The sequence below is a fragment of the Lacticaseibacillus zeae DSM 20178 = KCTC 3804 genome (genome assembly GCF_000260435.1).
Taxonomy (GTDB): Bacteria; Bacillota; Bacilli; order Lactobacillales; family Lactobacillaceae; genus Lacticaseibacillus; species Lacticaseibacillus zeae.
Genome location: NZ_BACQ01000031.1, coordinates 134288 through 158330, shown reverse-complemented (window position 1 = coordinate 158330; position 24043 = coordinate 134288). Strand labels below are relative to the sequence as shown.

Sequence of the window (24043 nt, the reverse complement as noted above, 5' to 3'; positions counted from 1 at the left end):
GAGCAGCCGTATCAGGGTCATATTAACAGCGGTCCCTCGTTATTTTGGCAAACAAACGGAAGCGTGCTAACCCGCTGATTAGTAGCTTATGTTAACGTTAGCTAATGCGAACAAAATCACAAGCTTATCGTTATATCTAATTTTGATTTTGTTTTACAATGACGATGATCAGAAGAGCAAAATGAACTTATATCAGGGGTTTGATTATCAGAGGTGATCAAAATGGGGCTCACATTAGCCGCGATCCCGTTGGCTGTAACGAACTTATCGCGAATGCAGTTTGCGGTGACCGCCATCACGCACTTTCTATTTGTGACAACCACCATCGGGATGTTGCTGACGACCATGATTTTTGAATTTTTATATGCCTATGGTCGTGGCGACACTGAAAAGTACGGCCGTTTAACGCTATTCTTTAGCCGCATCTTTTTCTTCAGTTTTGGGACCGGCGTTGTCACCGGGTTGATCATGGAATTTCAATTCGGCATGAATTGGTCGGCCTTTACCCGCTTGATGGGCGATGTTTCTGGTGTACCGTTAGCCATTGAAAGTATGATTTCGTTCTTCATTGAATCGACCATCATCGGTTTGTGGCGGTTTACTTGGGGTAAATTGCCAAAACGCGCCCATGCTTGGCTAGGCGTTGGGATGTTGGGGGCATCACTGTTTTCCGTCGTTTGGATTATTGCTATTAATGCCTTTATGCAAAATCCTTATGGCTTCCACCTGGAAAATGGCCGTTCCCGGTTGGACAGTTTGATTACGTTGTTACAGAATCCACAGTACCGGCCGGAATTTCTACACGTTTTATTTGCAATTCTGATCACCGGCGGGTTTGTGACAGCTGGCATCTCGGCCTGGCAGATTCTGCATAAGCGTGATACTGCGGCGTTCAAAATTGCCGTTCAAATCGGTTTACTGATTGCGTTGCCAGCGGCCTTCCTACAGCCTGCACAAGGTGACGATCAGGGTGCCGCAACCGCCGCACTGCAGCCGATGAAGTTCACGGCAATTGAAGGACGCTATGATTTGGAAGGGAGTGCCACAACCGGTGCTCCTTGGGCAATGGCTGCGCTGATCAATGAAAAGGATCACACGACCAAAGCCATTTCGATTCCGAACATGGGCACGTATTTTGGTAAAAACACATTTACCGGTGCGATGCCTGGCATGAACCAAGTGGCCAAAATGTATCATGCGAAGTTTGATAAGACCGTTGCCAAATCCTATGACGGCCAGATGAATTATTATCCGCCAGTGACGTTGCTGTTCTGGACGATGCACCTGATGGTTTATGCAGGCTACTTCTTCACTATGTTCGCGTTGTTTGCAACAATTATGCTGCATCGGCGTGAGTCAACGATTGAGGAGCATCCAAAGACGTTGCGGACGTTGGGCTGGACGTTATGGCTTCCGTACCTGACGTTTACTTCAGGCTGGATTGTTGCTGAAGTCGGTCGCTATCCGTTTGTTGTCTACGGCTTATTGACGCAGTATGATGCGGTTTCGCCAAGTTTGACGGCGACGGAGGCGGGAACGAGTCTCGCATTGTTCTTCATTGCCGACGTCTTCTTGGTAAGCACCATGATTTATATCTCGCATCGTACTGTCACCCGTGGCTTGCCACAGATTACCGGCGATTATCCGGAAGACCGGACCATTCCAGATCCGTTTGCAAAGGAGGCGTTCAGCCATGCCTAGTCTTTCCAATTTGCAAGTCATTTTCCTCGGCATCATTTCTACCGAGCTGATGTTGTTCTTCGTCCTTGATGGTGCCGATTTTGGTGCGGGAATGGCAACGTTCTTTGTGGGCGATGATTTGTCACGGCGGCAACAGATTATGAAAGTAACCGGACCGGTGTGGGGCGGCAATGAAACTTGGGCCGTTACCGCATTTGCCGTCATGTTTGCTGCTTATCCTGGCTGGTATTCGGCGTTGACCTCCGGCTATTATCCGCTGATTTTCCTGATGCTGTTCTTCTTGATTTTCCGCGGCGTCGCGTTTGATTATCGCAATCAATGGCATAGCCGCCACTATAATCAGTTCTGGGACTGGGCGTTGTTTATCGGCAGTCTGATGCCACCGTTCCTGCTCGGTATCGTCTTTAGCTCCACGGTCAGCGGCGTACCGATTCGTAACGGGTTTGTCTATGCCAGCATGGGCGACATCTTAACACCGTTCAGCATCTTAGGCGGTATTTTAGCGGTCTTGCTGAGTCTAAATGTCGGCTTGACCCGGGTGATCAAAAAAGTCAGTGCGAATGTCGCTGAACAATTAACCGTGGCACTGAAACGCACAACCTGGGCACTTTATGCGGCGGTTGTCCTGTTTGCCGTCCTGTTGCCGTTCTATACCCGGTTCTTCACCAATCGGCCAGTCATCGTCTCGTTACTGCTGATCTTGTTGGTCGCGTTCCTTGGGGTTGAGACTTGGTCCATTGCTAACCACCATCCGCGTGTGACGTTCTGGCTCAGTGTCGGCACGATGGCCAGCTTCATTTACACCATTTTCCTCGGCGTCTTTCCAACGCTGATTGTCGGTCGGGCGCGAGGCACCTCAGTCACCGCCTTAACCGCAACCAGCGGCCCGGTTTCACTACTTTGGACTGCATGGCTGTTTGGCTTCACGATCATCTTGATGGTCGGCTTACAGGCAACCGCCTATCACCTGATCAATAAGTATTACAACGCACCGGCATCGCCAATGATTTAGGCTATAACGCGTTCACCGGTGCAGGAGCCTGCATATAAGGTTCATGGGCGCAATGGCCTAAGCTCGGTCCAATCACGCCCAAGGCCACTTATACTTCGGCTCCTAAACGCGCCGGTTCACGCTCAGCAAAAGGGAGTGTGTACCAATGAAAAAAATCTGGATCAATATTTTCTGGGGCCTGCTAGTCGTTGGCTTCTGGCTCTATCAAGTCTTCTGGCCGGTATTCTGGAACCCGATCAGTAAGTTTTACGGCAATGTCGCTTTGTACACCATTGCGCTCATCGCTTTGGGATTTGCGATTCGGGCAACCTTAAAGGGATATGGCCGGCAGAAGGCTTGAGAAAAGTTTCGTACGGCGTAAAGACACTTGAAACTTCCACAGTGATTGTGTGGGGCTTTGGGTGTCTTTTTTTGGTTTGAGACGTGGAGACCCTGAATTGGCAAGATTAAACGATTAAATCAACGTTAATTGGCCAAAAGCCAACGTTTATTTTTCCTTCGCCAAAGAATGGCAGTTTATGCATATACTGGAAAAGCGAAGATGACTTTGTAAGAGACCTTATATCATGATGTATTTAGTTTCGATGCTGGCATTCATTGCTATTACTAATCCTTCAGAGAAAAGGAGAAACCCCCATGACACCAAAACCTAAATCTGTTCTAGGCGTCGTCGCAGTGTGTGCCGTTGCGGTCTATTTAAACACAAATATCAACACCAATCCCAACAATTGGTTCAATCCCGTTCTAATCTTGATTTGCTTGCTTTTGGGAACTGGCCTCGGTCTTGCCTATTATTTCTATTCGAAGAAATATCGATAATTCTCACCTTGGACGACATGACTTAAGAATTAAGTGCCAAGAAAGATTTGGCCTATTTCGTTGGAGAACAATCCCTTATGTTTCGAAAGCTGTTTTTTTGGTTAATTTGTGGCCTGCTTAATGTTTTTATCCGAATGTTGCTTGGTGATACTTTCAGACAGGCCATGCTGAATATATTAACAATCATTCCACTTATTTGGGTTGTCGTGTCCGTGGCGGAAATAACGGTCTACCATTTTGGGAAAAAGGATCATTTGTGACCTGGGATAATATACACCAGTTATTTTTGAAAACAGACTGGTAGCAGGGCGACACTTTTAGCGAGGTGTCGTCTTTTTTTGCAAAAATATCAGTTGACACCACTAACCAACAAATGATAAGGTAACAGTCGCTTCTCAATCGTAATAGTTACGTTTTAGAAAGCGAGGTAGGTAGCTCCAAAAATAACCACACATACAGACCGCTTGTCTATAGGTAGAAGCGATCACGGACAACTGAATAGCAAAGGGTCACTAACGCTTGCTCAGCCTGATGCCCAGGCTGACGAAAGTTCACAAGGGGGTCATTTATGTTTGCACTTGTCTGTTTCCTGATCATGCTGCCGATGATCTTTAGCGTACCGCTGTTATACGTGGGTATGTTACCTCGCTCCCGGCAACAGCCGGCACTTTTAACCATGAGCGTTGCGTTGATGGTGGCGATCGGCTGCTGGTTGGTGTTTGGGAATTACCTGGCGTTTGGCACCAATCTGTTACAGGTTAACCGTTTTGCGGATTTGCTGAATGGGTTGGTGCAGATGGATTTTTACTTATATGCGATCGCCATGTTAATTGGAACCATTGTTGGCTTTAAACATAGCCATTACTTGGTGATTTTTGTGCCGGTTTGGACAGCGTTGGTATACTGCCCGCTGGCGCACTGGCTATGGTCGGATGGTGGTTGGTTGGAGCGACTGGGTGCATTGGATTTTTCCGGAGGCATTGTCGTGCATCTGACAGCGGGGCTAACCAGTCTTGTCCTGGCAAAATCGTTGACTCGCAGTCGTGAGGCGGTTGTGGCGAATGATTTTCGTACGGATTATGCCGCAACGATCATGATACTGGTGGGCTGGTTGGGCTTTAATTTAGCGCCGGTGGGTGGCCTGAATGCCCAGGCTCTGCAGGTGCTGATCAAAACGCTCATTGCGGTTTTGGCGGCGATTGCCGGCTGGTGCTGGTTGACGTATTGGCGAACGCAAGTCATGGGCTTAGGTGATTTACTGAATGGTATTTTATGCGGATTGGTCACGAGTACGGCTTTGGTTGGCTATGTCGGCGCAGGCACCATAGCTGTGGTTGCCGTTGTTTCCGGCGGGTTATGTCAGACAGCGGTCGTAAAGATGCAGCATGCTCAAAGATTCTACGATGCAGTTGATTCTTTTGCGATTAATGCGGTTGGCGGCCTGACTGGTGTTATTGGGCTGATGATTGCGCGATTGGTGATGCGTCAAGATGGTATCCGTTTCGCCAGCGTGGAGCTTTTGGCGGTCTTGGTGGCGGTCGGCTTGACTGTAGTCGGCACCGTTTTGGCTCAAGCCGCGGCACATGTGAGTGAAACCAGTCTGAATCGATTAATGGTGCGTGACAGTAAGCGTCTGGATTGACATAACATAAGGAGAAATAAATAGATGAATCAAATCACGATTATTGGTGGCGGGGCAGCGGGAATTGGCGTTGGCGTCATCTTGAAACAATTAGGCTGTCAAGAATTTCAGATTTTGGAGCAAGGTGAAATTGGCGAAAGTTTTCGCAACTGGCCAAAAGAAACCCGTTTTATCACGCCATCATTTACCAGCAATGGTTTCGGTATGCCGGACTTAAATGCCGTTACCATGGAGACGTCGCCGGCATATACGCTGGGAACCGAACATCTTAGCGGGTCTCAGTTTGCCGACTATTTGAAGCTGGTGGCAGAAACTTATACGTTACCGATTGCCGAACATACGCGTGTTGGTGCCATTACAGCCAACGCTGACAGTTATACCATTGAGACCGATCATGGCGTCGTTGAAAGTAAATACCTGATTATGGCGGTCGGGCAATTTGCTTTTCCGAAGTTAACCGATCACCCTGAAAATGTCATTCACTATCAGCAGGTGCATTCTTGGCAGGATTTGCCAGGGGAAACCCAAATTGTCATCGGTGGCAATGAAAGCGGCGTGGATGCTGCGATCAATCTGGCCACGCTCGGACATAAAGTTCTGATGATCACGGAATCGACCGGCTTAAACGCTGCTTCACCTGATCCCAGCATCCGCCTGGCTCCATACACCCGGCGCCGGTTCTTGGATTTGCCGCCAGCAGTCGCGGATCGGATCACCTTACAACAAAATGCAACCTTAAAAACGGTGACCAGCGATTCCCCATCACAGTATCAGTTGTGGTTCACCGATGGCCGCACCATCACGACGCCTTACAAACCGATTCTATGCACGGGATTCAACCCGGGTCCGTTAAAATTATGGCCAGAGCTCTTCGAAAGCGTTGATGGTGAGATTAAGTTAAGCGATGTGGATGAATCGACCCGTGCCAAAAACGTGTTTGTTGTCGGTCCGGATGTTCGCCACCAAGACGCGATCTTCTGCTACATTTACAAGTTCCGGCAACGGTTTGGTGTCATCGTGAATGAAATAGCCGAACGGGAAAATTGGGACATTGGCGACTTTGTAACGGTGAGTCGGGCCAATAGTTTCTATCTTGACGATTGTGACATATGCGACGTGGCGTGTGATTGCTAGGGTTTAACGCCTCTGCCGCGTCATTGTATTGCTCGTTGTGCTGAAGACGTGGCAATGCCCACAACAACCATAAAAAGAAGCCTCCGGACCTATGCACTCGCATAGATTCGAAGGCTTCTTTTGGTTCCCGCGGTATTTTTAGGTTGGTATCCGAAAATGGGATCCCAAGACGTGATTAAGGGTGGGTAAAATTACCGGTGGATATAAGTGTAGCTGCTTGCGCCAGAGATGGTCTGGGTGTTCGGGCCGGTTGGTGAGCTGAAGCCCATGCCGCCTTGAGTGATGGTGACGCTGTCGCCGGAAACAGATTGAACGTAAGCAACGTGACCATATTGACCATCAGCAGTCCATTGGCCGCCAACGGATTGGCCAGCAGCGAAGACAATGATTGAGCCGGCTGCCGGTGTGTGGTTAACCGTGAAGCCTGCAGCTGCAGCGGAAGCGCCCCATTCAGCGCCGTTGCCCCAGCCATTGCCTGCCCATGAAGCAACAGACTTAACATACCAGGTGCACTGACCCCAAGGATAAGTGTTGCCTGAAGAACTGTAATCAGCGTGGCTGCCGCTACCTGAAGCGGTGTTGTTGCTGATGACAGATGATGAGGCACCGCTGTTGGAAGAGGTGCTGGTTGTGGAAATGGTGCTTTGGCTTGAAGCAGCCTTAGTCGTTGAACTGCTGCTGTCGGCACTCTTGCTTGATGCAGAACCGGTTGAGGCCGCGACTGTCTTCAAAGCAGCTTGGGTTGCTGCAGCGGTCTTTTCCTGTTCTTGGGCGAACTGGCTTTGCAATGCAACCAATTCGTCACGGTGATCATTGATTTGCTTGTTCAAGGCATCCTGCTTGTCGCTAGCTGTCTTTTGCAAGGTAACCAACTGAGACTTCTGGGTTTCAAGCGATGACTTGGTTGAAACCAGCGTCTGCCGAGCCGTTTCCTGTTGGTTCTTCAATGCTGCCAGTTTATCCTTGGCAACAGTCACAGCGTCCAAGGCTTCTTTGCTGGCTTGGCTGAGTTTGCCAACGGTCATGGTGCGTGCGATCAGGTCTGAAAGACTTTGTGAGTTCAACACGAAGTCAATGTAGACATTACCGCTAACCGAGCTGCCAGCCTTCTTTTGAAGGGAAATCAACTGATCCTTCAAATTGTTCTTCCGTGCCGTCACGTTCTTTTGGGCAGCCGTGATTTGGCCGCTCAATGATTTGATCTGGGCATCGGTTGCACTGATCTTGGCTGTGGCATCACTGATTTGCGAATTCTTATCGTCAATCTGTTTGTTAAGATTGATGACCTCAGTGTTGGCTGCTTCGATTTGTTTTAATAAATCGTTCGTTTCGCTTTTGTTAGAAGCGATGCTGGCACTTGTGTCAGCGAAAACCGGTGTTACGGCGCTGGCAGAACCTGCTAAGGTAACTGCGGCAACCAATGTAATCATAGCTTTATTGAATTTCATTTTGACCTCACCCTTAATTAATTAACTAAAGGCTACTTTACCGTGTCAATGTTACGTCACCATTACAGAACTGTTAGGAGTTGTTCTCAATCTTCATCTGGCGGTCAAATTTACGTGGTTTTAGGTTTTTATTCGGCACTTTTGGTGAATTTTGGATGAAAAAAAGCAGCCGCGCTTTGCGACTGCATGACAAAATTGTAAGTTATTCGTTCGATTTAAGGGCTTCGACCATGTCAACTCGCTGAAGCCGCCGGTGGGTGAGCCAAGTGACAATGGCGGTGAACCCGATCATCAGCAGCGTGGCAGTGAGGTAGCCGGTGAAACTGATAGTCAATGGGAAAACGACGTCGGCAGTTTCTGCCTGTTGCAAAATATACGCCGTCAAAAGGTTACCTAGCCCATAACCGAAGAGAATCCCGACAATGGTCTGCACGATGCTTTCGCGACTGATGTACATGGTGACTTCACGATCGAAGAACCCCAGCACCTTGATCGTGGACAATTCCCGAATGCGTTCGGAAACGTTGATATTGTTCAGGTTGTACAAGACCACGAAGGATAAAACGGCACTCAATAGAATGAAGATCAAAACAATCGGATCGAGCATGCTGCTCATATTGCTAAGTGTCTTTTTCGCCGTTGTGGTGAAGCTGATGCCGACAATCGCGTGGTGGTTCAGAAGACGCTTGGCTAGCCGATCGTTTTGCTTAGTAGTTTGTGGCCGTAAGCGGACGAGCAAAGCGTTGGGCGTTGTATGCTGACCGGCAAGCTGCCGATAGCTGGCATTTGCGAGATAGGCGAAATGCCCGACATAGTTTTTGGCGATGCCTTTAATTTTAAAGCTATGTTTCTTGCCATCCGTTGTGGTGATTTTTAAGTGATCGCCAGTCCCGACTTTAAGTGATTTGGCCACTTTGCTGGTGATAACGATGCCGGAGAGTGGCAGCGTCAGTTTTTGGTTGGTTTTGGTTGAGCGAAGACTGACGTAGGGCTCGAGGGTGGTGCCGCTTGATGGGGCAAAAAGATTAACGTCACTGATTTGGTGGCCATTGGCGCTAAGTTTACCAACTGCACTGCTGACAGTGTCGGCGCTGCGATAGGCGTTGCTTTTCTTCAAGACAGTTCGCGCTGCCGCAGGGGTTTTGCCATCCGCCAAGCGCACGATGGCTTGATAATGGACCACATCGTTGTATTGCAGGGAACCTGTGGCAGTGATGGAATCCTTGATACCAAAGCCGGTGAGAATCAAGGCCGTTCCGCCGGCAATGCCAAGAATGGTCATGATGAGTCGTGATTTATACCGGAACAGGTTGCGATAACTGACTTTTTGATTAAACGAAAGTCGCGACCATAACGGGGTGATTCGTTCAAGCAAAATGCGTTTTGCGGACTTAGGTGCCCGTGGTCGCATTAAGGCTGCCGGTTTTTCGGTTAATTCGTTGCGGACAACGATGATGGCGGCGCCTAACGTGGCAATCAAGGCGAGTCCGATCGACAGCACAATGAGCGGCCATTGCAGCGTGATGACTTGTTTGAGCGGGATGTAGTTTTTATACAAACTCAAAACGATCCGCGGAATGCTGAGATTGCCGGCAAAAACGCCGATGACTCCACCGAATAATCCGGCCAGCGCCGCATAAGCAAGGTAATTACGAGCAATGGCCCATTTACTGTAGCCGAGTGCTTTAAACGTGCCGATTTGGGCGCGCGCTTCTTCAACCATGCGGCTAACGGTTGTAAAGGTGATGAGGGCAGCCACAAGGAAAAAGAACACCGGGAACACATTAGCAATTGCGGCAATTCGATCCGCTGATCCGCCGTAGTCACCGAATCCTGGCAGGTCGCTCCGCGTTTGCCAAGTGAGGCTGGTTGTCAGTTGCTTCTGCGCACGGGTGTCGGCTTGTTTTTTCAAAGTCGCTTGTTGCTTCTGAACAGCCGTCTGTGCGGTGGTGGCAGCGGCACTAGTTGGCATGCCGGCCGCGGTGGCCTGGGCAGTGGCCTTCTTGGTGGCCGCCTGCACGATCTTGGCTTCGATCATGGTTTGCAAATCTTTTTGTGCCTGGGCTTTGACGCGGCGTTTGACTTGTTTCATTTTGGCGGCAACCGCATCTTTGTAAGATGAACTGAACGTATCGCGCTTTTGCAAACCTGGGAAGCGGATGTTTAATTGCGAGGCAACCGGCATGTTCATTTGCTGATCAGGAATATAGGCAAAATACCGGACCGTGCCATCCCCGATATTGGCCGATCCGCGGCTGGTATCTTCAATGTAGGCCGGTGAGTCCGCAAAGCCGGTGATGGTGTAAGTTCGGCGGCTGAGACCGCTGCTGCGGGCGAAGGTGTAATGTTGCCCTAGTTTGTAGCCGCTTTTTTTGGCGACTGAATCGAGCACGATTTCGTTATGGTGGTTCGGCAAGTGGCCGCTGGTCAGGTGGAGACGGTTAATCGTGGCCGTTTTCCGGTAGCCATACAAGGCAACGACATCGCTGGCCTTGCCACCAATCGCGTATTTGAACTTGACGGCCTCTGCCTGGGTGCCGCTAACCGATTGCGCTGCCTTGACCTGGGCGTTGGTGACGCCAGTGGTTGCCAGAAGCTGACTGTCAGCGAGATGATCGGCTTTGACGGTCGTGTTCAAGGAGTCCTTGAGCGCGGGCCCGGTCGCTTTGACTCCGACAAATAAAAGAACGCCAAGCATAATGATGATAACGATCGCGATGAATCGGCCCAATGAATCGCGAATGTTTCGCCAAAGATTTTTCGTTAATGGTTTCAAACTGATCACCTACCACTCAATGTCTGCGACTGGCGTTGGTGCGGCTTCGTCATGAATGTTGCGGACCTGCGCATCATTGATTTCGATAACCCGATCGGCCATTTTGGCAATCGCAGCGTTGTGGGTGATGATCAAAACGGTTTTATGATCTTTGCGGCTGGCATCCTGCAATAGTTGCAGCACTTGCTTACCGGTCTTGTAATCCAGTGCGCCAGTCGGTTCGTCACACAGCAGTAGCTTCGGATTCTTCGCCAAGGCGCGGGCAATCGCCACCCGCTGCTGCTCGCCACCGGAAAGCTGTGAAGGAAAATTATCCAACCGTGCACCTAAACCCACTTGCTGCAGCACCGTGGTCGGATCCAATGCGTCTGCCACAATCGAACCAGCCAGCTCCACATTTTCTTTAGTCGTCAGATTCGGGATTAAGTTATAAAACTGAAAAACAAAACCGACATTGTGCCGCCGAAAAGCCGTGAGTTGCTTATCGGAAAACGTCGCAATGTCAGTCCCGTCAATCCAGACTTCCCCTTCTGTGGGTGAATCCATTCCCCCTAAAATATTCAACAGCGTCGACTTGCCTGCACCGCTGGGGCCAAGAATGACCGTCAGCTTTCCCTGATCCGCAGTAAAATTGATATCCTGATTGGCGGTAATGGTGGTTTCACCCATTTTGTAACGTTTAGATTCATGTTTAACTTCGATATATGCCAATATTAAAAAAACCTCCTACAATCGCATTGAGCTGAACAAGTGACTAGGGACTGTCCATAAATTCAACACGTTGTTCATTGAATGACATTATGTTAGATTGTAAGTATTCGTTCAAGCACAGAAACGGAAAATCTGTTGTTAAATGAACACTTTGTTGAAATCATGTTGGTTTAGAGGTGAACGTTGATGTCAGGAACACGGGACAATCGCCGGGTTCAGTATACGGTGAGTCGGTTTAAAGCCGCCTTACTGCAGATTTTGGAAACCAAGGCACTGGATGACGTTACCGTGACGGAGATTTGTCGCCAGGCGGATCTGAATCGCGGAACCTTTTACTTGCACTTTCAGTCACCCTTGGCTTTATTCGAGCAGATTGAAACCGATTTACTCAACGAAATCCAACCCTATCTCAGTGTTAAAATAGACGATATGACCAAGATGTTGGTGCCGATTCTCAAGGTCATCATGCAACATCCGCAAGCCGCGACGATTCTTTTAACCACGCCGGATAGTTCGGTTTTACAAAAAATCGTGCGGCCGATTCAGGCACAAACGCAGTCACGTTATCAAACTTGGTATGGCGAGACCGACAAAGATCATCTCGATTATTATTATACGTTCTTCATCAGTGGGGCCGTGGGTGTGTTAACCATGTGGCTGAAGCGTGGCATGCAAGAGCCGCCGGAGCAAATTGCGAAGGTGATCGAAAATGTGGTTACCAAAGGGGCGCCGCACTAACTAATTCGTTTAAGGGAGAAAAAGATGCAAAATGTAAAATTAATTGCCAGTGATATGGACCAGACGCTGTTAACCAGCAAAGGCGTCTTACCACCGCACTTTGATCGCTACTTACACCGGCTTCATCAGGCCGGCATCGAATTCGTCGCTGCCAGTGGCCGACCGTTATATACGTTGCAGGAAACCTTTCCGCACTTCAGCAAGCACATCTCGCTGGTGTGCGATAATGGCGGCTTAGTGGCGACACATGGCCATATCATCGGGAAAAGCTTGATTTCCGCGGCCAAGTATCGCGAGATTGTGTCATTCATTCTTGAAAAAACCGATGGCGTCCCGGTGCTATGTGCCTTGGACGCTGCATATATCAATGCGGTTGATGCCAAATACGCACCGGCGTTGTTGCCGTTTTACCACAAGCTCAAAAAGGTGCCGAATTTGCTGGATATGTCGCTAGAAGTCGATAAGGTCACGATTTATTTTCCTAATGCGGATAGTCGCAAGAATGCCGATCGCTATTTTCGGCCAGTTTTTGGTCAGGATTATACGGTTCAGGTGAGTGGCGAAACTTGGTTGGATATTCAAAATCTTGGCGTGAACAAGGGCCGCGGGATGCGGATTTTGAGTCGGCATTTTGATATTCCGACTGCTCAGATGATGGCGTTTGGTGATTATGATAATGATATTCCGATGCTAGAGACGGTTGGTTACAGTTATATTATGGCGAATGCGACGCAAGGTATGGCGCAGCATGCCAAATATCGTACCCGCAGCAATGATGAATATGGCGTTTTACATGTGATGGATCAAGTCTTGCAGGCGCAGGAAGGCTAGGCGAGCGCATGGCGGCAATCGGGATGCGCGTCGTGATCGGCGGTTATGGGTTTGTGATGCTGCTGGTCGCCTGGCAGGCATGGCAAGCCAAACAAGGTAACCCGCTTTTCAATCAACTCACGGCGCTGGCTGCGGTCTTGGTGCTGACAGCGGCGGTGATTCCGGATAAGGTCAACGCGGTCATCGTTTTGCTGATCGGGTTGCTGGGTTTGTCCGCAGTGGCGTGGCTTAATGGGATAGCAATGTACGGCAAGCCGCACGTAAGCCATCACTTGGTAAGGTTATTGGTACATTTGGTTTTGTTTGGGTTAGCGGTTTGGCTGTTATAACTAAATCATTTGAACCAATATGCGTTAGAAAAAAACTTCTCAGCGATCATTTGCATATTGCAACATGATCGCTGAGAAGTTTTTTTGTTTGATAATGCCAAAATTTCCTTAGAAATATGCCTGGGCGAACAGCTTAGCCGCCAATAGGAAAGCCAAAACGGCAATGATGACGCGTAATAGCTGCACTGGCAGCCGGCGGGCGATGATGGGACCGATGTAGCCGCCGATAAAAAGGCCGATACCGAGGGGGATGACCATGAGCCATTCGATTTTGGTCGTGAAAGCGTAGATGACGGTGGCGATGCCATTAGCCGCAAAGCCGGTTAGATTTTTCATTGAATTGGAAACGATGAAAGGCTGATCCACGGTCAGGGTCAACGTTGCCAACATCACGACGCCGGCCGCAGCACCGAAGTAACCGGCATAGGCACCGGTTACGAAGATAACGATAGTTTGGGCGGCTTCTTGTCGAAACGTCAGGCGGCGCGCCGGTTCATTCGGGTCATGTTCCTGCGTAGGCAGTTTGCCGCTGAACAACAGTAACAGACCCGCAGCAATAATAAAGAACGGCACAATTTTTTCAAAAGTCGATGCAGGGGCAATCAACAACAAGGCGCTGCCAAAAATACTGCCGAGCGAAACCAACAGGATGAGCCGCCACAGAAATTTGCCGCGACCGTGCAATTCAGGCAGGGATGAAACTGCTGAGCCGACACCGGTGAATACCAAGGCGGCGGTGTTGGTCACATTGGCAATCACCGGCGGCACCCCAATGGCCAGCAGCGCCGGGTAAGAAACCAACGAAGCCAGCCCAGCCAGCGTGGCCGTCAAGCCAGCACCGATGCCGGCAATGAGTAGGAAAATAAAAATTGCGAGAGTCATGAATCCTCCTCCAAAAGAATGAGCGTGAGCAGGAGCGCTTAGAAATCGGAGTGTAAGTGGCCTCAAGCCTAAATGGCTGGACTTTGGCCATTTAGGCTTGAGGTCCTTACACGTAGATTTCTGCGACTGCGAACGCGTTAAAGTGAATGAGCGTGAGTCGGTTTCTGCGCCGGGGAGCGCGTTAAAGTGAACCTGAGCAAAACCACATAGTTTTATTTTATACGCAAACCAACACCCGTTGAGAGTCATAACCCACAGAACTACCGGAACAGAAGGCTACACCATGTGTGCATGCCACCAACTACTTTGGCGATAAGGCCTTAATCGTTGCGGTAATGCTGTGATTCACGGTATCGGCGTCTAGTGGCTGATTGAAGTATAAAAATCCCAGAATCAAACCGCTGGTAGTCGACCAGATAGCTCTTAAAATATCTTCAAACGGCCAGTCGACCAGCACCCCCTGTTGTTGCAGGACGGTTAAATCATGCGTCATCGTCTGCCAATATTGGGCTGTGAAGTTGCCAATGACCTGTTCACGAACTTGCGTGTCATTCAACAATTCCGATAGCACGATTTTGATAATTTGCGCATTCGCCTGCAAAAAAGTAAGGCGATCTTTGATTAAAACGGTTAGAAAAGTTTCCAATGACACATAATCTTGATTCAACCGGGACTTAATGAAGTCATCCAATTCGGCCGGGAACATCTGGTCGAGTACTGGCGTAATAATGGCATTCAACAAGCCGCGTTTATTGGTGAAGCGACTGTAAATATTACCTTCGGCGACCCCGGCCCGCGCAGCGATTTCCTTCGTACTGGTTGCCGCGTACCCCTTCTCGGCAAACACATCAATGGCGGCGATGATAATCAGTTTCTGTTTAGCCGTGAAATCATTAAATAATTGCGCTTGATGCAACATGTCATCAGTTGAATTGGCCATGTACCAGGATCCTTTCTTAAAATGGATTAAGTGAAAACTTAAAGCCGGCAGTGTGGTTTTATTATAGCACGCGATGAGTGCCGCCAATAGGGGCTTTGGCCAATAAGTTAAGTTAACCTAATCTTTTTCTTGACCTATTTTAGTAAGGGTGTATATTTATCTCGGATGATGTTGAGTGATAGCTCAATCGAGACCCAAATTTCAAACCAATGGAAAGAGGGCTTTATATCATGGAAAAAGAAAATAAAAACCCAAAACGTGAGCGGATCATTCATTTTGAAGACACGCCGAGTAAAAGTCTAGATGAAGTTAATGGCAGTGTTGAGGTACCCCACAATGCAGGTTTTTGGCGGACACTAGCCGCTTATACCGGACCGGGCATTCTGGTTGCCGTGGGTTACATGGATCCCGGTAACTGGATTACCAGTATTGCCGGCGGGGCTTCATTCAAGTACTCACTGCTTTCAGTTATTTTGATTTCCAGTTTGATCGCGATGTTGCTGCAGGCAATGGCGGCAAGGCTGGGAATTGTGACCGGTAAGGACCTGGCGCAGATGACGCGCGAGCATACCGGCCGTGTCATGGGCGGATTCCTTTGGGTTGTTACCGAATTAGCAATTATGGCGACGGATGTAGCCGAGATTATCGGGTCAGCCATTGCGTTAAAGCTGCTCTTCAACATGCCGCTGATTGTCGGCATTATCATTACCACGGCAGATGTTTTAATCCTGTTACTACTCATGCGCCTCGGCTTTCGAAAAATCGAAGCGGTGGTTGCCACTTTAGTCCTCGTCATTCTGCTGGTTTTCGCTTACGAAGTCATTTTGGCTCAACCCAACGTGCCGGAATTGTTAAAAGGCTACCTGCCACACGCTGATATTGTTACCAATAAATCCATGTTGTACCTTTCATTAGGGATTGTGGGTGCGACGGTCATGCCGCATGATCTTTTCCTTGGATCATCGATTTCCCAGACGCGTAAAATTGATCGCAGCAAGCCAGACGATGTCAAACGGGCGATTAAGTTTTCAACGATTGATTCCAACCTGCAACTGACGATGGCGTTTATCGTCAACTCGTTACTATTAATTCTTGGAGCGGCGCTTTTCTTTGGCACCAACAGCTCGTTAGGCCGCTTCGTAGATCTTTTCAATGCCTTAAGCAATTCCCAGATTGTCGGCGCCATTGCCAGCCCGATGCTTTCCATGTTGTTTGCGATCGCATTGCTGGCATCCGGTCAAAGTTCAACAATCACCGGGACGCTAGCCGGCCAGATTATTATGGAAGGTTTTATCCATCTGAAAATGCCACTCTGGGCACAACGGATTCTGACGCGGCTCATGTCCGTCACGCCGGTGCTGATTTTCGCCATTTATTATCACGGTAACGAAGCCAAGATTGAGGGCCTGCTGACGTTCTCGCAGGTTTTCCTAAGCGTTGCGCTACCGTTCGCGGTCATCCCGTTAGTGCGCTACACCAGCGACAAAAAGATCATGGGCGAATTTGCCAATCACGCCTGGGTCAAGTGGCTGGCGTGGCTCATCAGTGCGGTGCTCATTATCTTGAACCTTTACTTGATTGCCCAGACGTTGGGATTTGTTAAATAAACACGAGAGTATGCAAAAGGCCACTGGGCGGGGTTTTGTCCAGTGGCCTTTTGAGTAAACTAGAAAGCTCATTATGGTGAGTACCGAGACTGTGATACGATTTAGCGAGAGAACGAGTAAAAAAGGAGGATCATCGCATGACAATCCAAGAAAAAATGCACAATGGCGCACTCTACCAGCCGATGGATGCGGATTTGCAAAAAGAACAACTGGCCGATATTGATGAAGTGGCCGTTTATAACCGCATTCCAGCAACCCATCAGGAAGAACGTTTCGCCCAGCTAAAAAAGATGTTTGCAGAAATCGGTGAAAGAAGTTACGTCGAAGCGCCGTTCTATTCTAACTTTGGTGGCGCCCATGTTCATTTTGGCAGTGGTATTTATGCAAACTTCAATTTAACGCTGGTTGATGATACGCATATTTACGTTGGTGATCGAACCATGTTTGGCCCCAACGTAACCTTGGTAACCGCCACGCATCCGATTGATCCGGGCTTGCGTGAACAGGGATATCAATACAATAAACCGATTCATGTCGGCCGGAATTGCTGGTTTGGTGCCAATGTCACGGTCATGCCCGGCGTGACGATCGGCGATAACAGCGTCATTGGCGCCGGTAGTTTAGTTACGCACGATATTCCGGCTAATGTCGTGGCATTCGGCTCACCGTGTCGGGTTGTTCGTGAGATTACGGATGACGATCGAAAGACGTATGATCATGGGAAGCCGATTGACATTGAGTCGCTTTGAAATGGACAGCACGAACCTTTATAGGGGGCTGAACATGGCATTTACGTGCTTTCTTCAGATTGCTTAACGCATCAGTGCTATCCTCATCAAATTAATGGTCAAATATGACAGATCTAGATCATGAAAACATCTTTCTGCTAGCTTTTATTTGGCAGCAGGAATGAGTTTTCATGATCTTTTTTAAGTGCACTTCCATTTCAGAAAGGTTGACACTTAGTTGCTCTAGGAGTATTTTCTCATTAATATCAAATCATTCTAATTTATTTAACATAAAACGCAGATTGTGACAAGCACGCCCTTTAGACGCGTATTTCTGATTAAGGAATGACCGCTATGAGTCAAAGAAGCAACTGGTTCTACATATTTTCCAAATTTGCCGCTAAATATCGACTCAAATTTGTCGTGATCTTATTGGGGCTTTGTTTGGTTGAGAGCGTGTATGTTGCGGGGATATCGCTGTTGCCTTCGCTCGCGGTTGTTCTTATCCAAGTGAAAGACCTGAAGCTGGCTATGGTGATTTTGATCATTTTGCTTGCTGGGGTCGGTGTGTATGCTATCAGAATCTTTGATTTATTTTTGCAACAACGCCTGACTTTGCTGACGTTTGATTTTCGGTTTGATTATGTGCCGGTTTTCTCTGAGCATATTTTTGGCTGGCGACAAAGTTTGATTGATTCGGTAGAAGGAAAAGCGGTTATTGATCAAGCTTACGAGGCGATTTATAACGGGCAAAATGTTGGGATTGGAGCGATCATCGCGCAGACGGTCACGCTGATTCGAACGGGTTGCCAAATTATCGTTCTGCTGGGCATGATGGGAATTTTGAGTATTTGGCCAGCTGCCATTGTCTTGGGGTTGAATCTTTTACAATATGCCTTTCAGCGCATCGGCAACCAATGGTATTTCAAACATAAAGGTGAACAAAATCGGATTACCAGTTATCAAAGTTATTTTGTGCGGACGTTGATGAAACGCTCAACGGGAAAAGATATTCGCTTATTTGCGATGTTTGATCTTTTTCATCAGCATTTTATAGCGTTGATTCAAAAGCTGGTGACCTGGCAACGCCATTACTCAAATCTTTCGCTGATTATTAATCTAGGACAGCGACTGGTTAACGTTATCGGCTTGGCGTTGTCGCTGTTAATTTTGATTGCGTTGCGAAACGTTTCGATTGCAAGTCTACTTTTTGCGATCAGCGCGATTCAAACACTCAACCTGAACTTTGGTAATTTTAGAGATGCTTATGTGACGGTTGGGAAGAATTTGGTTTTTGTTGATAATTTTCGAAAATTTATGGCCTTCCCTTACCGCCAAGACAGCGGCGCAAAAGAGCGGAAGGTTAGTGGGTCAGGTCAAATTGAAGTTCAGCATCTTGCTTATCAGGTGAATGGAACCGCGCTTGTGCATGACATCAATTTTTTCGTCAAGCCAGGAGAGAAAGTTGCGATTGTCGGTGAGAATGGCGCGGGCAAGTCAACGCTGGTCAAATTACTGTGCGGTTTATATACGCCAAGTTCAGGGTCGGTGGCGATTGATGGCCAAGATATTGCGACTTGGGCGCCGGCAACCATGCGCCAGCGAGAGGCGGTCGAATTTCAGGATGACGTGATCCTCCATTTTACGATTGCAGAAAATGTGGCTTGTAAAACGCCGCAACAGGTTGACACAGCGCGCGTTGAAGCAGTGCTTGATGAAGTTGGATTGAGAGATTTTGTCGCCGGTCTGCCCAATGGTATTCAAACATTCATTGGCAATGAGTTGAATGAAAATGGTATTCAACTTTCAGGTGGGCAAAAGGACAAGATACTTTTTGCCAGAGTTCTTTATCGTCAGGCGGATATTAATATCCTCGATGAGCCAACTTCGGCGCTTGATCCGATTAGTGAAAAGCAGTTTTATGCACTGGTTGACGCAAAGCTAAGTCAGAAAACAACGATCATCGTGACGCATCGGCTGGGGGCTTTGGCAACTGAGAATGTCAAGATTTTGGTCATGAAAGATGGTACCGTTATCGCTTCTGGCAGTCACGGCTGGCTGCTAGCAAACTGTGATTATTATCGCAAACTTTGGTCGGCACAGAGGTCATTGTATGTTGGAGGTGACCGCCATGAAGCATCGTAAAACAGAAATTCGCCACGCGGTCGGAACAGTCCGCTTTATTTATCGTTTCGGGAAGAGCTTATTCGGCTTAACGCTGTTGATAAGTATCTTGAATGCGGTCGCGCCACTGATTGTGATCTTGGGAAACACGCAGATCTTAAATCAAATTTTATCTAATCGGCCACAGTCGATTATACGGATCGTTTTGTACTTTTATAGTGCGGCAGCAATGGCTTATGTCGGGGCTGCCATTTTACAGCGATTTTTGGACATTGCCTCGGTTCGTGCAAATGAGCGGTTGAAGACAGCGATTTATGAGGCATGGGAAAAGGTTGATTTTCAGCAACTCGAGACACAAGGGTATTTTTCAAAGATGATGAAAAGTGAAGCATCGTTTCGTTACTCTGGCGGCATTCCGGCGTTCTTTACTCAATTTCAAAATTTCATACAGAGCCTGGTGACGATTATTGCTGGTTTGGGGCTGATTGGGTGGATTGTCATGGTCGGGGCCACCCAGAGCGGCAAGTTGGCAATTGTCATCGTCATGTCTTTGTTGCTGATCATGTTGGGTGAGTATGGACTAATCCTGATTTATCAAAAGTTGACACACTCGAATATCAAGCTTTTTAAGTATTTAATGAACTTGGAACGTAAGATGAACTATTTTCTGATGAATATCGTCAATTCGTATGAGAATATTAAAGCCATTAAAATGTGGGGCTTGCGCGAACCGATTCAAAATCGGTATCGAACTACCTGGAAAAGTGAAAAAAGTGCCAATCATAAGCTGATTATCAACGATAGCCTGTCGCAAATTGTGACGGCGATCATGGCTTCTTTTGCAACACTTGTGTTGTTCATCCTGGTTGTTTTTAAGATAAAAGAAGGCTTGTTACCGATTGGCCAGTTGAATACTTTGTTTGGCAGTGTTGTGCAGATGACGAGTGCCGTTAGCGTGATGATTGCGACTTGGCAGCAATTTCTTCGTTTCCAGAATCAGATGCAGTATGCCAGCGACATTTTACCGCCAGAAAAACCTGCCGCCTCTTCTGGCAGTGCCACACTCCCGCTTCAAACGAAGAATGTGATTGAATTTGTTCATGTGTCGTTTGCCTATGCTGATGGTCCGGAGGTGTTGCACGATATTTCCCTAAAGCTTGATTTGCAGGGCGTAACGGCGTTGGTTGGCGTGAACGGAAGTGGCAAGAGCACCTTGGTCAAATTGTTATTGGGCTTATATCGACCAACGAAAGGGAAAATTCTGTTCAATGGTCAGGATATTTCTAAGTTTACTCAAGCGGACTACTTTTCGTTGTTTAAAGTCGTGTTTCAGGATTACGCTATTTTTGATTTTTCAATTGCCCAGAACATTTCGGCGAGTGTCGACCAGGATCAGAGGCGCTTGCGTGACGTCATGATGAGTAGTGGCATTGCTAAATGGGCCGATCGTCTGCAAAATCAAGAGAAAACGGCGATTGGCACCTATAGTCAGGAAAATTTTCAACCCAGTGGCGGTCAGCGACAGCAAATTGCCGTTGCCAGAGCGCAGTACAAACATGGCATTTACCAGATTCTGGATGAACCTTCAGCCGCCATGGATCCAATTAAAGAACTAAGATTGTTTTCAAAAATCAAGCAAGTGTCTCAAGATACTCCGTCACTTTTTATCACCCACAGAATCGGCGCGGTGACATTGGCCAACAAAATTATTCTGATGCGTGATGGGCGGATTGATGGCATTGGCACGAAAAGTTCACTACTTCGCCAATCAGCCTATTTTCGGGAATTGTGGCATAGTCAAGCTGATATGTATGCGTTTGATGCTCATTTGGGTGCAGCCGGTGAGTAAAGCAACTTTTTGAAAATCCGCACCCCAACCAGTGCTATCATAAAAATAATTGAAAGGAAGCGGGTCTATGAATCAGTTTGTGAGTCATTTGAGTTGTACCGCGTTGCTGGTTGGCAAGAAGGCGTCGGTTGACGGGTCGACCATGATTGCCCGGAATGAGGATGCGGCTGGCGGGATTAATCCTAAGCGTTTTATTGTCGTGAAGCCGGATGAGCAGCCGCAACGGTATGTGTCGACGTTTAATGGGTTTCAGTTGGATTTACCGCAGTCGCCTTTGCAGTATACCTGTATGCCGGTGGCTGACACGAGCGATGGCACATGGGGCGAGGCCGGGATCAACAGTGACAATGTGGCGATGAGTGCGACCGAGACCGAGTTTACGAATACCACGATGCTGGGACTGGATCCGCTTGAGCCAGATGGCATTGGCGAAGAAGCGATGCTGACAGTGGTGCTGCCGTACATTCACAGCGCACGTGAAGGCGTGCAGCGTCTAGGTGACTTGGTGACCAAGTATGGCACTTGTGAGAGTAACGGCATTGCCTTTTCCGATGCGAACGAGATTTGGTATTTTGAAACGGTTGGCGGCCATCATTGGGCGGCTGAACGCATTCCCGACGACAGTTATGTCCTCGCGCCGAACCAGACCGGGATTCAGGAAATTGATTTTAATGCGCCGGAACATTTTCAATACAGTACCGATCTGAAAGACTTTGCTGATCGTTATCACTTGAATAAGGCCAAGGAAGGCTTTAATTTCCGCGATATTTTCGGTGAAGATACCCAGGCGGATCACTATTACAACACGCCGCGCGTTTGGTATGCCCAGAAAATGCTGAATCCGGAAGTTGTGCAAGATCCCGAGAGCCGGACCATGCCGTTCAGTCGGGTGCCTAGTCACCTGATTTCGGTTGAAGATGTGGCGCTGGTGTTGAGCAGTCACTATCAAGCCACCGAGTTTGATCCATACGGGCAGACAGGCACGCCGGAAACCCGCAAGCGTTACCGGCCGATCGGGATGAATCGGAATCAGGAGATGCATATTTTGCAGATTCGGCCGAACATGCCAAAAGCGCACGCGGCGATTCATTGGCTTGCAGAAGGCGTCAACATTTTCAACACGCCGGTACCGTTCTTCGCCAACTGCACGACTACACCGGACAACTTCCAGTACACGCCGACCGACAAAAGTTCGACGGCCAGCTTTTATTGGCTGAACAAGCTGATTGCGATGGTTGCTGATCCGTTATTCGCTGAACACAATTGGGATGCCGAAGTAGCCGTTTCGGAAAGCCGCAAGTTTGGTTTCGCAGCAGGGCGCGCGGCAGTGGCGAAAGGCGACGAAGGATTTTCTGATGTGAAACCGGAAAACCTGCCAGCTTGGCACGACAAATTGAATGCCGAAACCGCCGCGACGATCACGAACGATTTGCAATACTTACTGCATCGGTTGGTTTGCATTCGAGCAGAAAAAATGACGCCGACTTTTGAAAAAGGTGGCGAGCTGTAAAAAACGGCTGACTTTTGCCGTGAATGCGCGTCAAACACAGTCACACATCTTAACACGTTCACCAAAAAAACGCCCAATCGTACTGATGAGTTCTCATCAATGCGGTTGGGCGTTTATAATGGTCGAGAAGATGTTTCAGAAAAGACAATGGAGCAGAAAGAAGGTCAGCTCATTAAAAATACAAAAACAGAACGCTGGATCGGTTTGGTTGTCGGACTAGTGCTCAATGCTGCCGGAAATGGACTTTGTATTGTTGGCGCAATGGGTAGCGGGCTGTGGACGGCAGCGGCGATTAACCTCAACGATTGGCAAGGCTGGAACATCGGCGCCGTGCTGTTCACGTTTGGGGTGCTTAACGCCTTGACCAACTTAATCCTCATCCACCATTGGGACTGGCCCCGCTTGATTGGCGAAATCATTTACACGCTGTTTTTTAGTTATTTTGTCAATGTCTTTACTTGGGTGTTCACATGGCTCGGCCTTGGCAGCTGGTCGGTGCTGGCTCGAATCTTTGTTTCTTGCTTCGGAGTTTTCTGCTTTTGCGTAGCGATCTCATTGTATCAGCGCGCCAACATTATTATGCATCCCAACGATGACACCACCAACATTTTGCGGTTTCTGTATTTTAAAGGCAACGCAACCGCCTCACAGATTGCCGATTTCATTCCACCTATCATCGTGGCTATTGTGGCTTGGATCGCGACCGGTAAACTGCTGGGGATTAATGTGGCAACGGTGTTCTCGTTTTTGGGCAATGGCGTGATCATTGCGTGGGCCGACGAGCATGTTTGGCCGCAGTTGAAACATGACTTTAAGGTAACACCTGATGGGCAGGCGTGAAGAAAGATTTTTGTTAGTTAGGAAGGTGTCCGAAATGAAAAGAAAAGAATCAGTTTTAAGCCAACTGCCGGCGCTTATCGCCGATCCAACCACCACCGGTCCGGAGTTGGAAATTTTGAAACATGCCGAAGAGCGGAGACAAAAAGGCAACAATGAGGAAGGAATTGCCTACGAAATTAGAACCGGCCTGCAACCCTAAGCGATTGGCCAAAAATTGTCGCCTAAGGTTGTCGACTTTCTGACCCAGGTCGCGTCGCAATATCTTGGCATGGGTAATCGAGGCAATATCATTTTTTAGCAAATGGTTCTTTAGGGTAGTTACACTTTTTGCTGCTTGCGGTATATGCCGTTCATTTTTTCATAGGTAAACCTCAACACCCGATCATGCTGGGAAATACTCTTTCAGCGTGATCGGGTGTTGA

At 48.3% G+C, this 24043-nt stretch carries 20 protein-coding genes; 15 read left to right on the top strand and 5 right to left on the bottom strand.

The genetic code is table 11. The features are described 5' to 3' along the window. The first annotated feature begins 222 nt into the window (after positions 1 to 222). From GSO_RS06425 to GSO_RS06395, 5 genes are all read left to right on the top strand, one after another. Positions 223 to 1701, top strand: coding sequence for a cytochrome ubiquinol oxidase subunit I (locus GSO_RS06425; protein ID WP_010490254.1), 1479 nt, complete (start codon positions 223 to 225; stop codon positions 1699 to 1701). Beyond that, positions 1694 to 2713, top strand: coding sequence for a cytochrome d ubiquinol oxidase subunit II (cydB, locus tag GSO_RS06420; protein WP_010490252.1), 1020 nt, complete (start codon positions 1694 to 1696; stop codon positions 2711 to 2713). Before GSO_RS06425 ends, cydB begins: the two co-directional genes overlap by 8 nt. 145 nt (positions 2714 to 2858) lie before the next feature. Continuing rightward, the gene (locus GSO_RS06415) at positions 2859 to 3053 is read left to right on the top strand and encodes a hypothetical protein (protein WP_010490250.1); all 195 of its coding nucleotides are present in this window, start codon (positions 2859 to 2861) and stop codon (positions 3051 to 3053) included. Between the two features lie 1047 nt (positions 3054 to 4100). Next, complete coding sequence (locus GSO_RS06400) at positions 4101 to 5174, top strand: ammonium transporter (RefSeq protein ID WP_010490244.1); 1074 nt, start codon at positions 4101 to 4103, stop codon at positions 5172 to 5174. A 24-nt stretch (positions 5175 to 5198) separates the two neighbouring features. Beyond that, on the top strand, positions 5199 to 6308 hold the full coding sequence (locus GSO_RS06395) for an NAD(P)/FAD-dependent oxidoreductase (protein ID WP_010490242.1): 1110 nt from the start codon (positions 5199 to 5201) through the stop codon (positions 6306 to 6308). A gap of 191 nt (positions 6309 to 6499) precedes the next feature. On the opposite strand, the gene GSO_RS06390 is transcribed toward GSO_RS06395, so the two are convergent. The 3 genes from GSO_RS06390 to GSO_RS06380 form a co-directional block, all read right to left on the bottom strand. Then, positions 6500 to 7756 carry a cell wall hydrolase P40 gene (locus tag GSO_RS06390; protein WP_010490240.1) on the bottom strand — a complete coding sequence of 419 codons (1257 nt, stop codon included), beginning with the start codon at positions 7754 to 7756 and terminating at the stop codon, positions 6500 to 6502. 202 nt (positions 7757 to 7958) lie between these two features. Beyond that, positions 7959 to 10532, bottom strand: a complete 2574-nt coding sequence (locus tag GSO_RS06385; RefSeq protein WP_010490238.1) for an ABC transporter permease — start codon at positions 10530 to 10532, stop codon at positions 7959 to 7961. A gap of 9 nt (positions 10533 to 10541) precedes the next feature. Beyond that, positions 10542 to 11243 carry an ABC transporter ATP-binding protein gene (locus tag GSO_RS06380; RefSeq protein WP_010490236.1) on the bottom strand — a complete coding sequence of 234 codons (702 nt, stop codon included), beginning with the start codon at positions 11241 to 11243 and terminating at the stop codon, positions 10542 to 10544. 186 nt (positions 11244 to 11429) lie between these two features. Here GSO_RS06380 and GSO_RS06375 point away from each other — a divergent pair, with 186 nt between their 5' ends. Genes GSO_RS06375 through GSO_RS06365 form a run of 3 tightly spaced genes read left to right on the top strand, consistent with a single transcriptional unit; the run spans position 11430 to position 13141 of the window. After that, positions 11430 to 11981, top strand: a complete 552-nt coding sequence (locus GSO_RS06375; protein WP_010490234.1) for a TetR/AcrR family transcriptional regulator — start codon at positions 11430 to 11432, stop codon at positions 11979 to 11981. A gap of 24 nt (positions 11982 to 12005) precedes the next feature. Then, positions 12006 to 12812, top strand: coding sequence for a Cof-type HAD-IIB family hydrolase (locus GSO_RS06370; RefSeq protein ID WP_010490232.1), 807 nt, complete (start codon positions 12006 to 12008; stop codon positions 12810 to 12812). A gap of 8 nt (positions 12813 to 12820) precedes the next feature. Further along, the gene (locus GSO_RS06365) at positions 12821 to 13141 is read left to right on the top strand and encodes a hypothetical protein (RefSeq protein ID WP_010490230.1); all 321 of its coding nucleotides are present in this window, start codon (positions 12821 to 12823) and stop codon (positions 13139 to 13141) included. A gap of 108 nt (positions 13142 to 13249) precedes the next feature. On the opposite strand, the gene GSO_RS06360 is transcribed toward GSO_RS06365, so the two are convergent. Both GSO_RS06360 and GSO_RS06355 read right to left on the bottom strand, forming a co-directional pair. Continuing rightward, a complete protein-coding gene (locus GSO_RS06360; protein ID WP_010490228.1) occupies positions 13250 to 14023 on the bottom strand; it encodes a sulfite exporter TauE/SafE family protein in 774 nt (257 codons plus the stop codon). 301 nt (positions 14024 to 14324) lie between these two features. Continuing rightward, the gene (locus GSO_RS06355; protein ID WP_010490226.1) at positions 14325 to 14963 is read right to left on the bottom strand and encodes a TetR/AcrR family transcriptional regulator; all 639 of its coding nucleotides are present in this window, start codon (positions 14961 to 14963) and stop codon (positions 14325 to 14327) included. Between the two features lie 230 nt (positions 14964 to 15193). On the opposite strand from GSO_RS06355, the gene GSO_RS06350 reads away from it, so the two are divergent. From GSO_RS06350 to GSO_RS18340, 7 genes are all read left to right on the top strand, one after another. Continuing rightward, the gene (locus tag GSO_RS06350) at positions 15194 to 16570 is read left to right on the top strand and encodes an Nramp family divalent metal transporter (RefSeq protein ID WP_010490225.1); all 1377 of its coding nucleotides are present in this window, start codon (positions 15194 to 15196) and stop codon (positions 16568 to 16570) included. 137 nt (positions 16571 to 16707) lie between these two features. Continuing rightward, positions 16708 to 17319 carry a sugar O-acetyltransferase gene (locus GSO_RS06345; protein ID WP_010490223.1) on the top strand — a complete coding sequence of 204 codons (612 nt, stop codon included), beginning with the start codon at positions 16708 to 16710 and terminating at the stop codon, positions 17317 to 17319. 333 nt (positions 17320 to 17652) lie between these two features. Further along, complete coding sequence (locus GSO_RS06340) at positions 17653 to 19443, top strand: ABC transporter ATP-binding protein (RefSeq protein ID WP_010490221.1); 1791 nt, start codon at positions 17653 to 17655, stop codon at positions 19441 to 19443. Next, positions 19430 to 21271 (top strand): ATP-binding cassette domain-containing protein, encoded by a 1842-nt coding sequence (locus tag GSO_RS06335; RefSeq protein ID WP_010490218.1) that lies wholly within the window; start codon positions 19430 to 19432, stop codon positions 21269 to 21271. The genes GSO_RS06340 and GSO_RS06335 overlap by 14 nt, the downstream gene beginning before the upstream one ends. Positions 21272 to 21338: 67 nt before the next feature. After that, entirely contained in the window at positions 21339 to 22781 is a 1443-nt protein-coding gene (locus tag GSO_RS06330) for a C69 family dipeptidase (protein WP_010490216.1), read from the top strand. Between the two features lie 147 nt (positions 22782 to 22928). Continuing rightward, complete coding sequence (locus tag GSO_RS06325; protein ID WP_044112689.1) at positions 22929 to 23621, top strand: DUF6198 family protein; 693 nt, start codon at positions 22929 to 22931, stop codon at positions 23619 to 23621. A 34-nt stretch (positions 23622 to 23655) separates the two neighbouring features. Next, complete coding sequence (locus GSO_RS18340) at positions 23656 to 23820, top strand: hypothetical protein (protein ID WP_010490211.1); 165 nt, start codon at positions 23656 to 23658, stop codon at positions 23818 to 23820. Positions 23821 to 24043: the final 223 nt, after the last annotated feature.

Coding starts and splice junctions, on each gene's coding strand:
- GSO_RS06415 (WP_010490250.1), top strand. CDS start 2,859: ATGAAAAAAATCTGGATCAATATTTTCTGGGGCCTGCTAGTCGTTGGC.
- GSO_RS06370 (WP_010490232.1), top strand. CDS start 12,006: ATGCAAAATGTAAAATTAATTGCCAGTGATATGGACCAGACGCTGTTA.
- GSO_RS06360 (WP_010490228.1), bottom strand. CDS start 14,023: ATGACTCTCGCAATTTTTATTTTCCTACTCATTGCCGGCATCGGTGCT.
- GSO_RS06325 (WP_044112689.1), top strand. CDS start 22,929: ATGGAGCAGAAAGAAGGTCAGCTCATTAAAAATACAAAAACAGAACGC.
- GSO_RS06330 (WP_010490216.1), top strand. CDS start 21,339: ATGAATCAGTTTGTGAGTCATTTGAGTTGTACCGCGTTGCTGGTTGGC.
- GSO_RS06390 (WP_010490240.1), bottom strand. CDS start 7,756: ATGAAATTCAATAAAGCTATGATTACATTGGTTGCCGCAGTTACCTTA.
- cydB (WP_010490252.1), top strand. CDS start 1,694: ATGCCTAGTCTTTCCAATTTGCAAGTCATTTTCCTCGGCATCATTTCT.
- GSO_RS06365 (WP_010490230.1), top strand. CDS start 12,821: ATGGCGGCAATCGGGATGCGCGTCGTGATCGGCGGTTATGGGTTTGTG.
- GSO_RS06335 (WP_010490218.1), top strand. CDS start 19,430: ATGAAGCATCGTAAAACAGAAATTCGCCACGCGGTCGGAACAGTCCGC.
- GSO_RS06375 (WP_010490234.1), top strand. CDS start 11,430: ATGTCAGGAACACGGGACAATCGCCGGGTTCAGTATACGGTGAGTCGG.
- GSO_RS06395 (WP_010490242.1), top strand. CDS start 5,199: ATGAATCAAATCACGATTATTGGTGGCGGGGCAGCGGGAATTGGCGTT.
- GSO_RS18340 (WP_010490211.1), top strand. CDS start 23,656: ATGAAAAGAAAAGAATCAGTTTTAAGCCAACTGCCGGCGCTTATCGCC.
- GSO_RS06355 (WP_010490226.1), bottom strand. CDS start 14,963: ATGGCCAATTCAACTGATGACATGTTGCATCAAGCGCAATTATTTAAT.
- GSO_RS06400 (WP_010490244.1), top strand. CDS start 4,101: ATGTTTGCACTTGTCTGTTTCCTGATCATGCTGCCGATGATCTTTAGC.
- GSO_RS06345 (WP_010490223.1), top strand. CDS start 16,708: ATGACAATCCAAGAAAAAATGCACAATGGCGCACTCTACCAGCCGATG.
- GSO_RS06340 (WP_010490221.1), top strand. CDS start 17,653: ATGAGTCAAAGAAGCAACTGGTTCTACATATTTTCCAAATTTGCCGCT.
- GSO_RS06350 (WP_010490225.1), top strand. CDS start 15,194: ATGGAAAAAGAAAATAAAAACCCAAAACGTGAGCGGATCATTCATTTT.
- GSO_RS06425 (WP_010490254.1), top strand. CDS start 223: ATGGGGCTCACATTAGCCGCGATCCCGTTGGCTGTAACGAACTTATCG.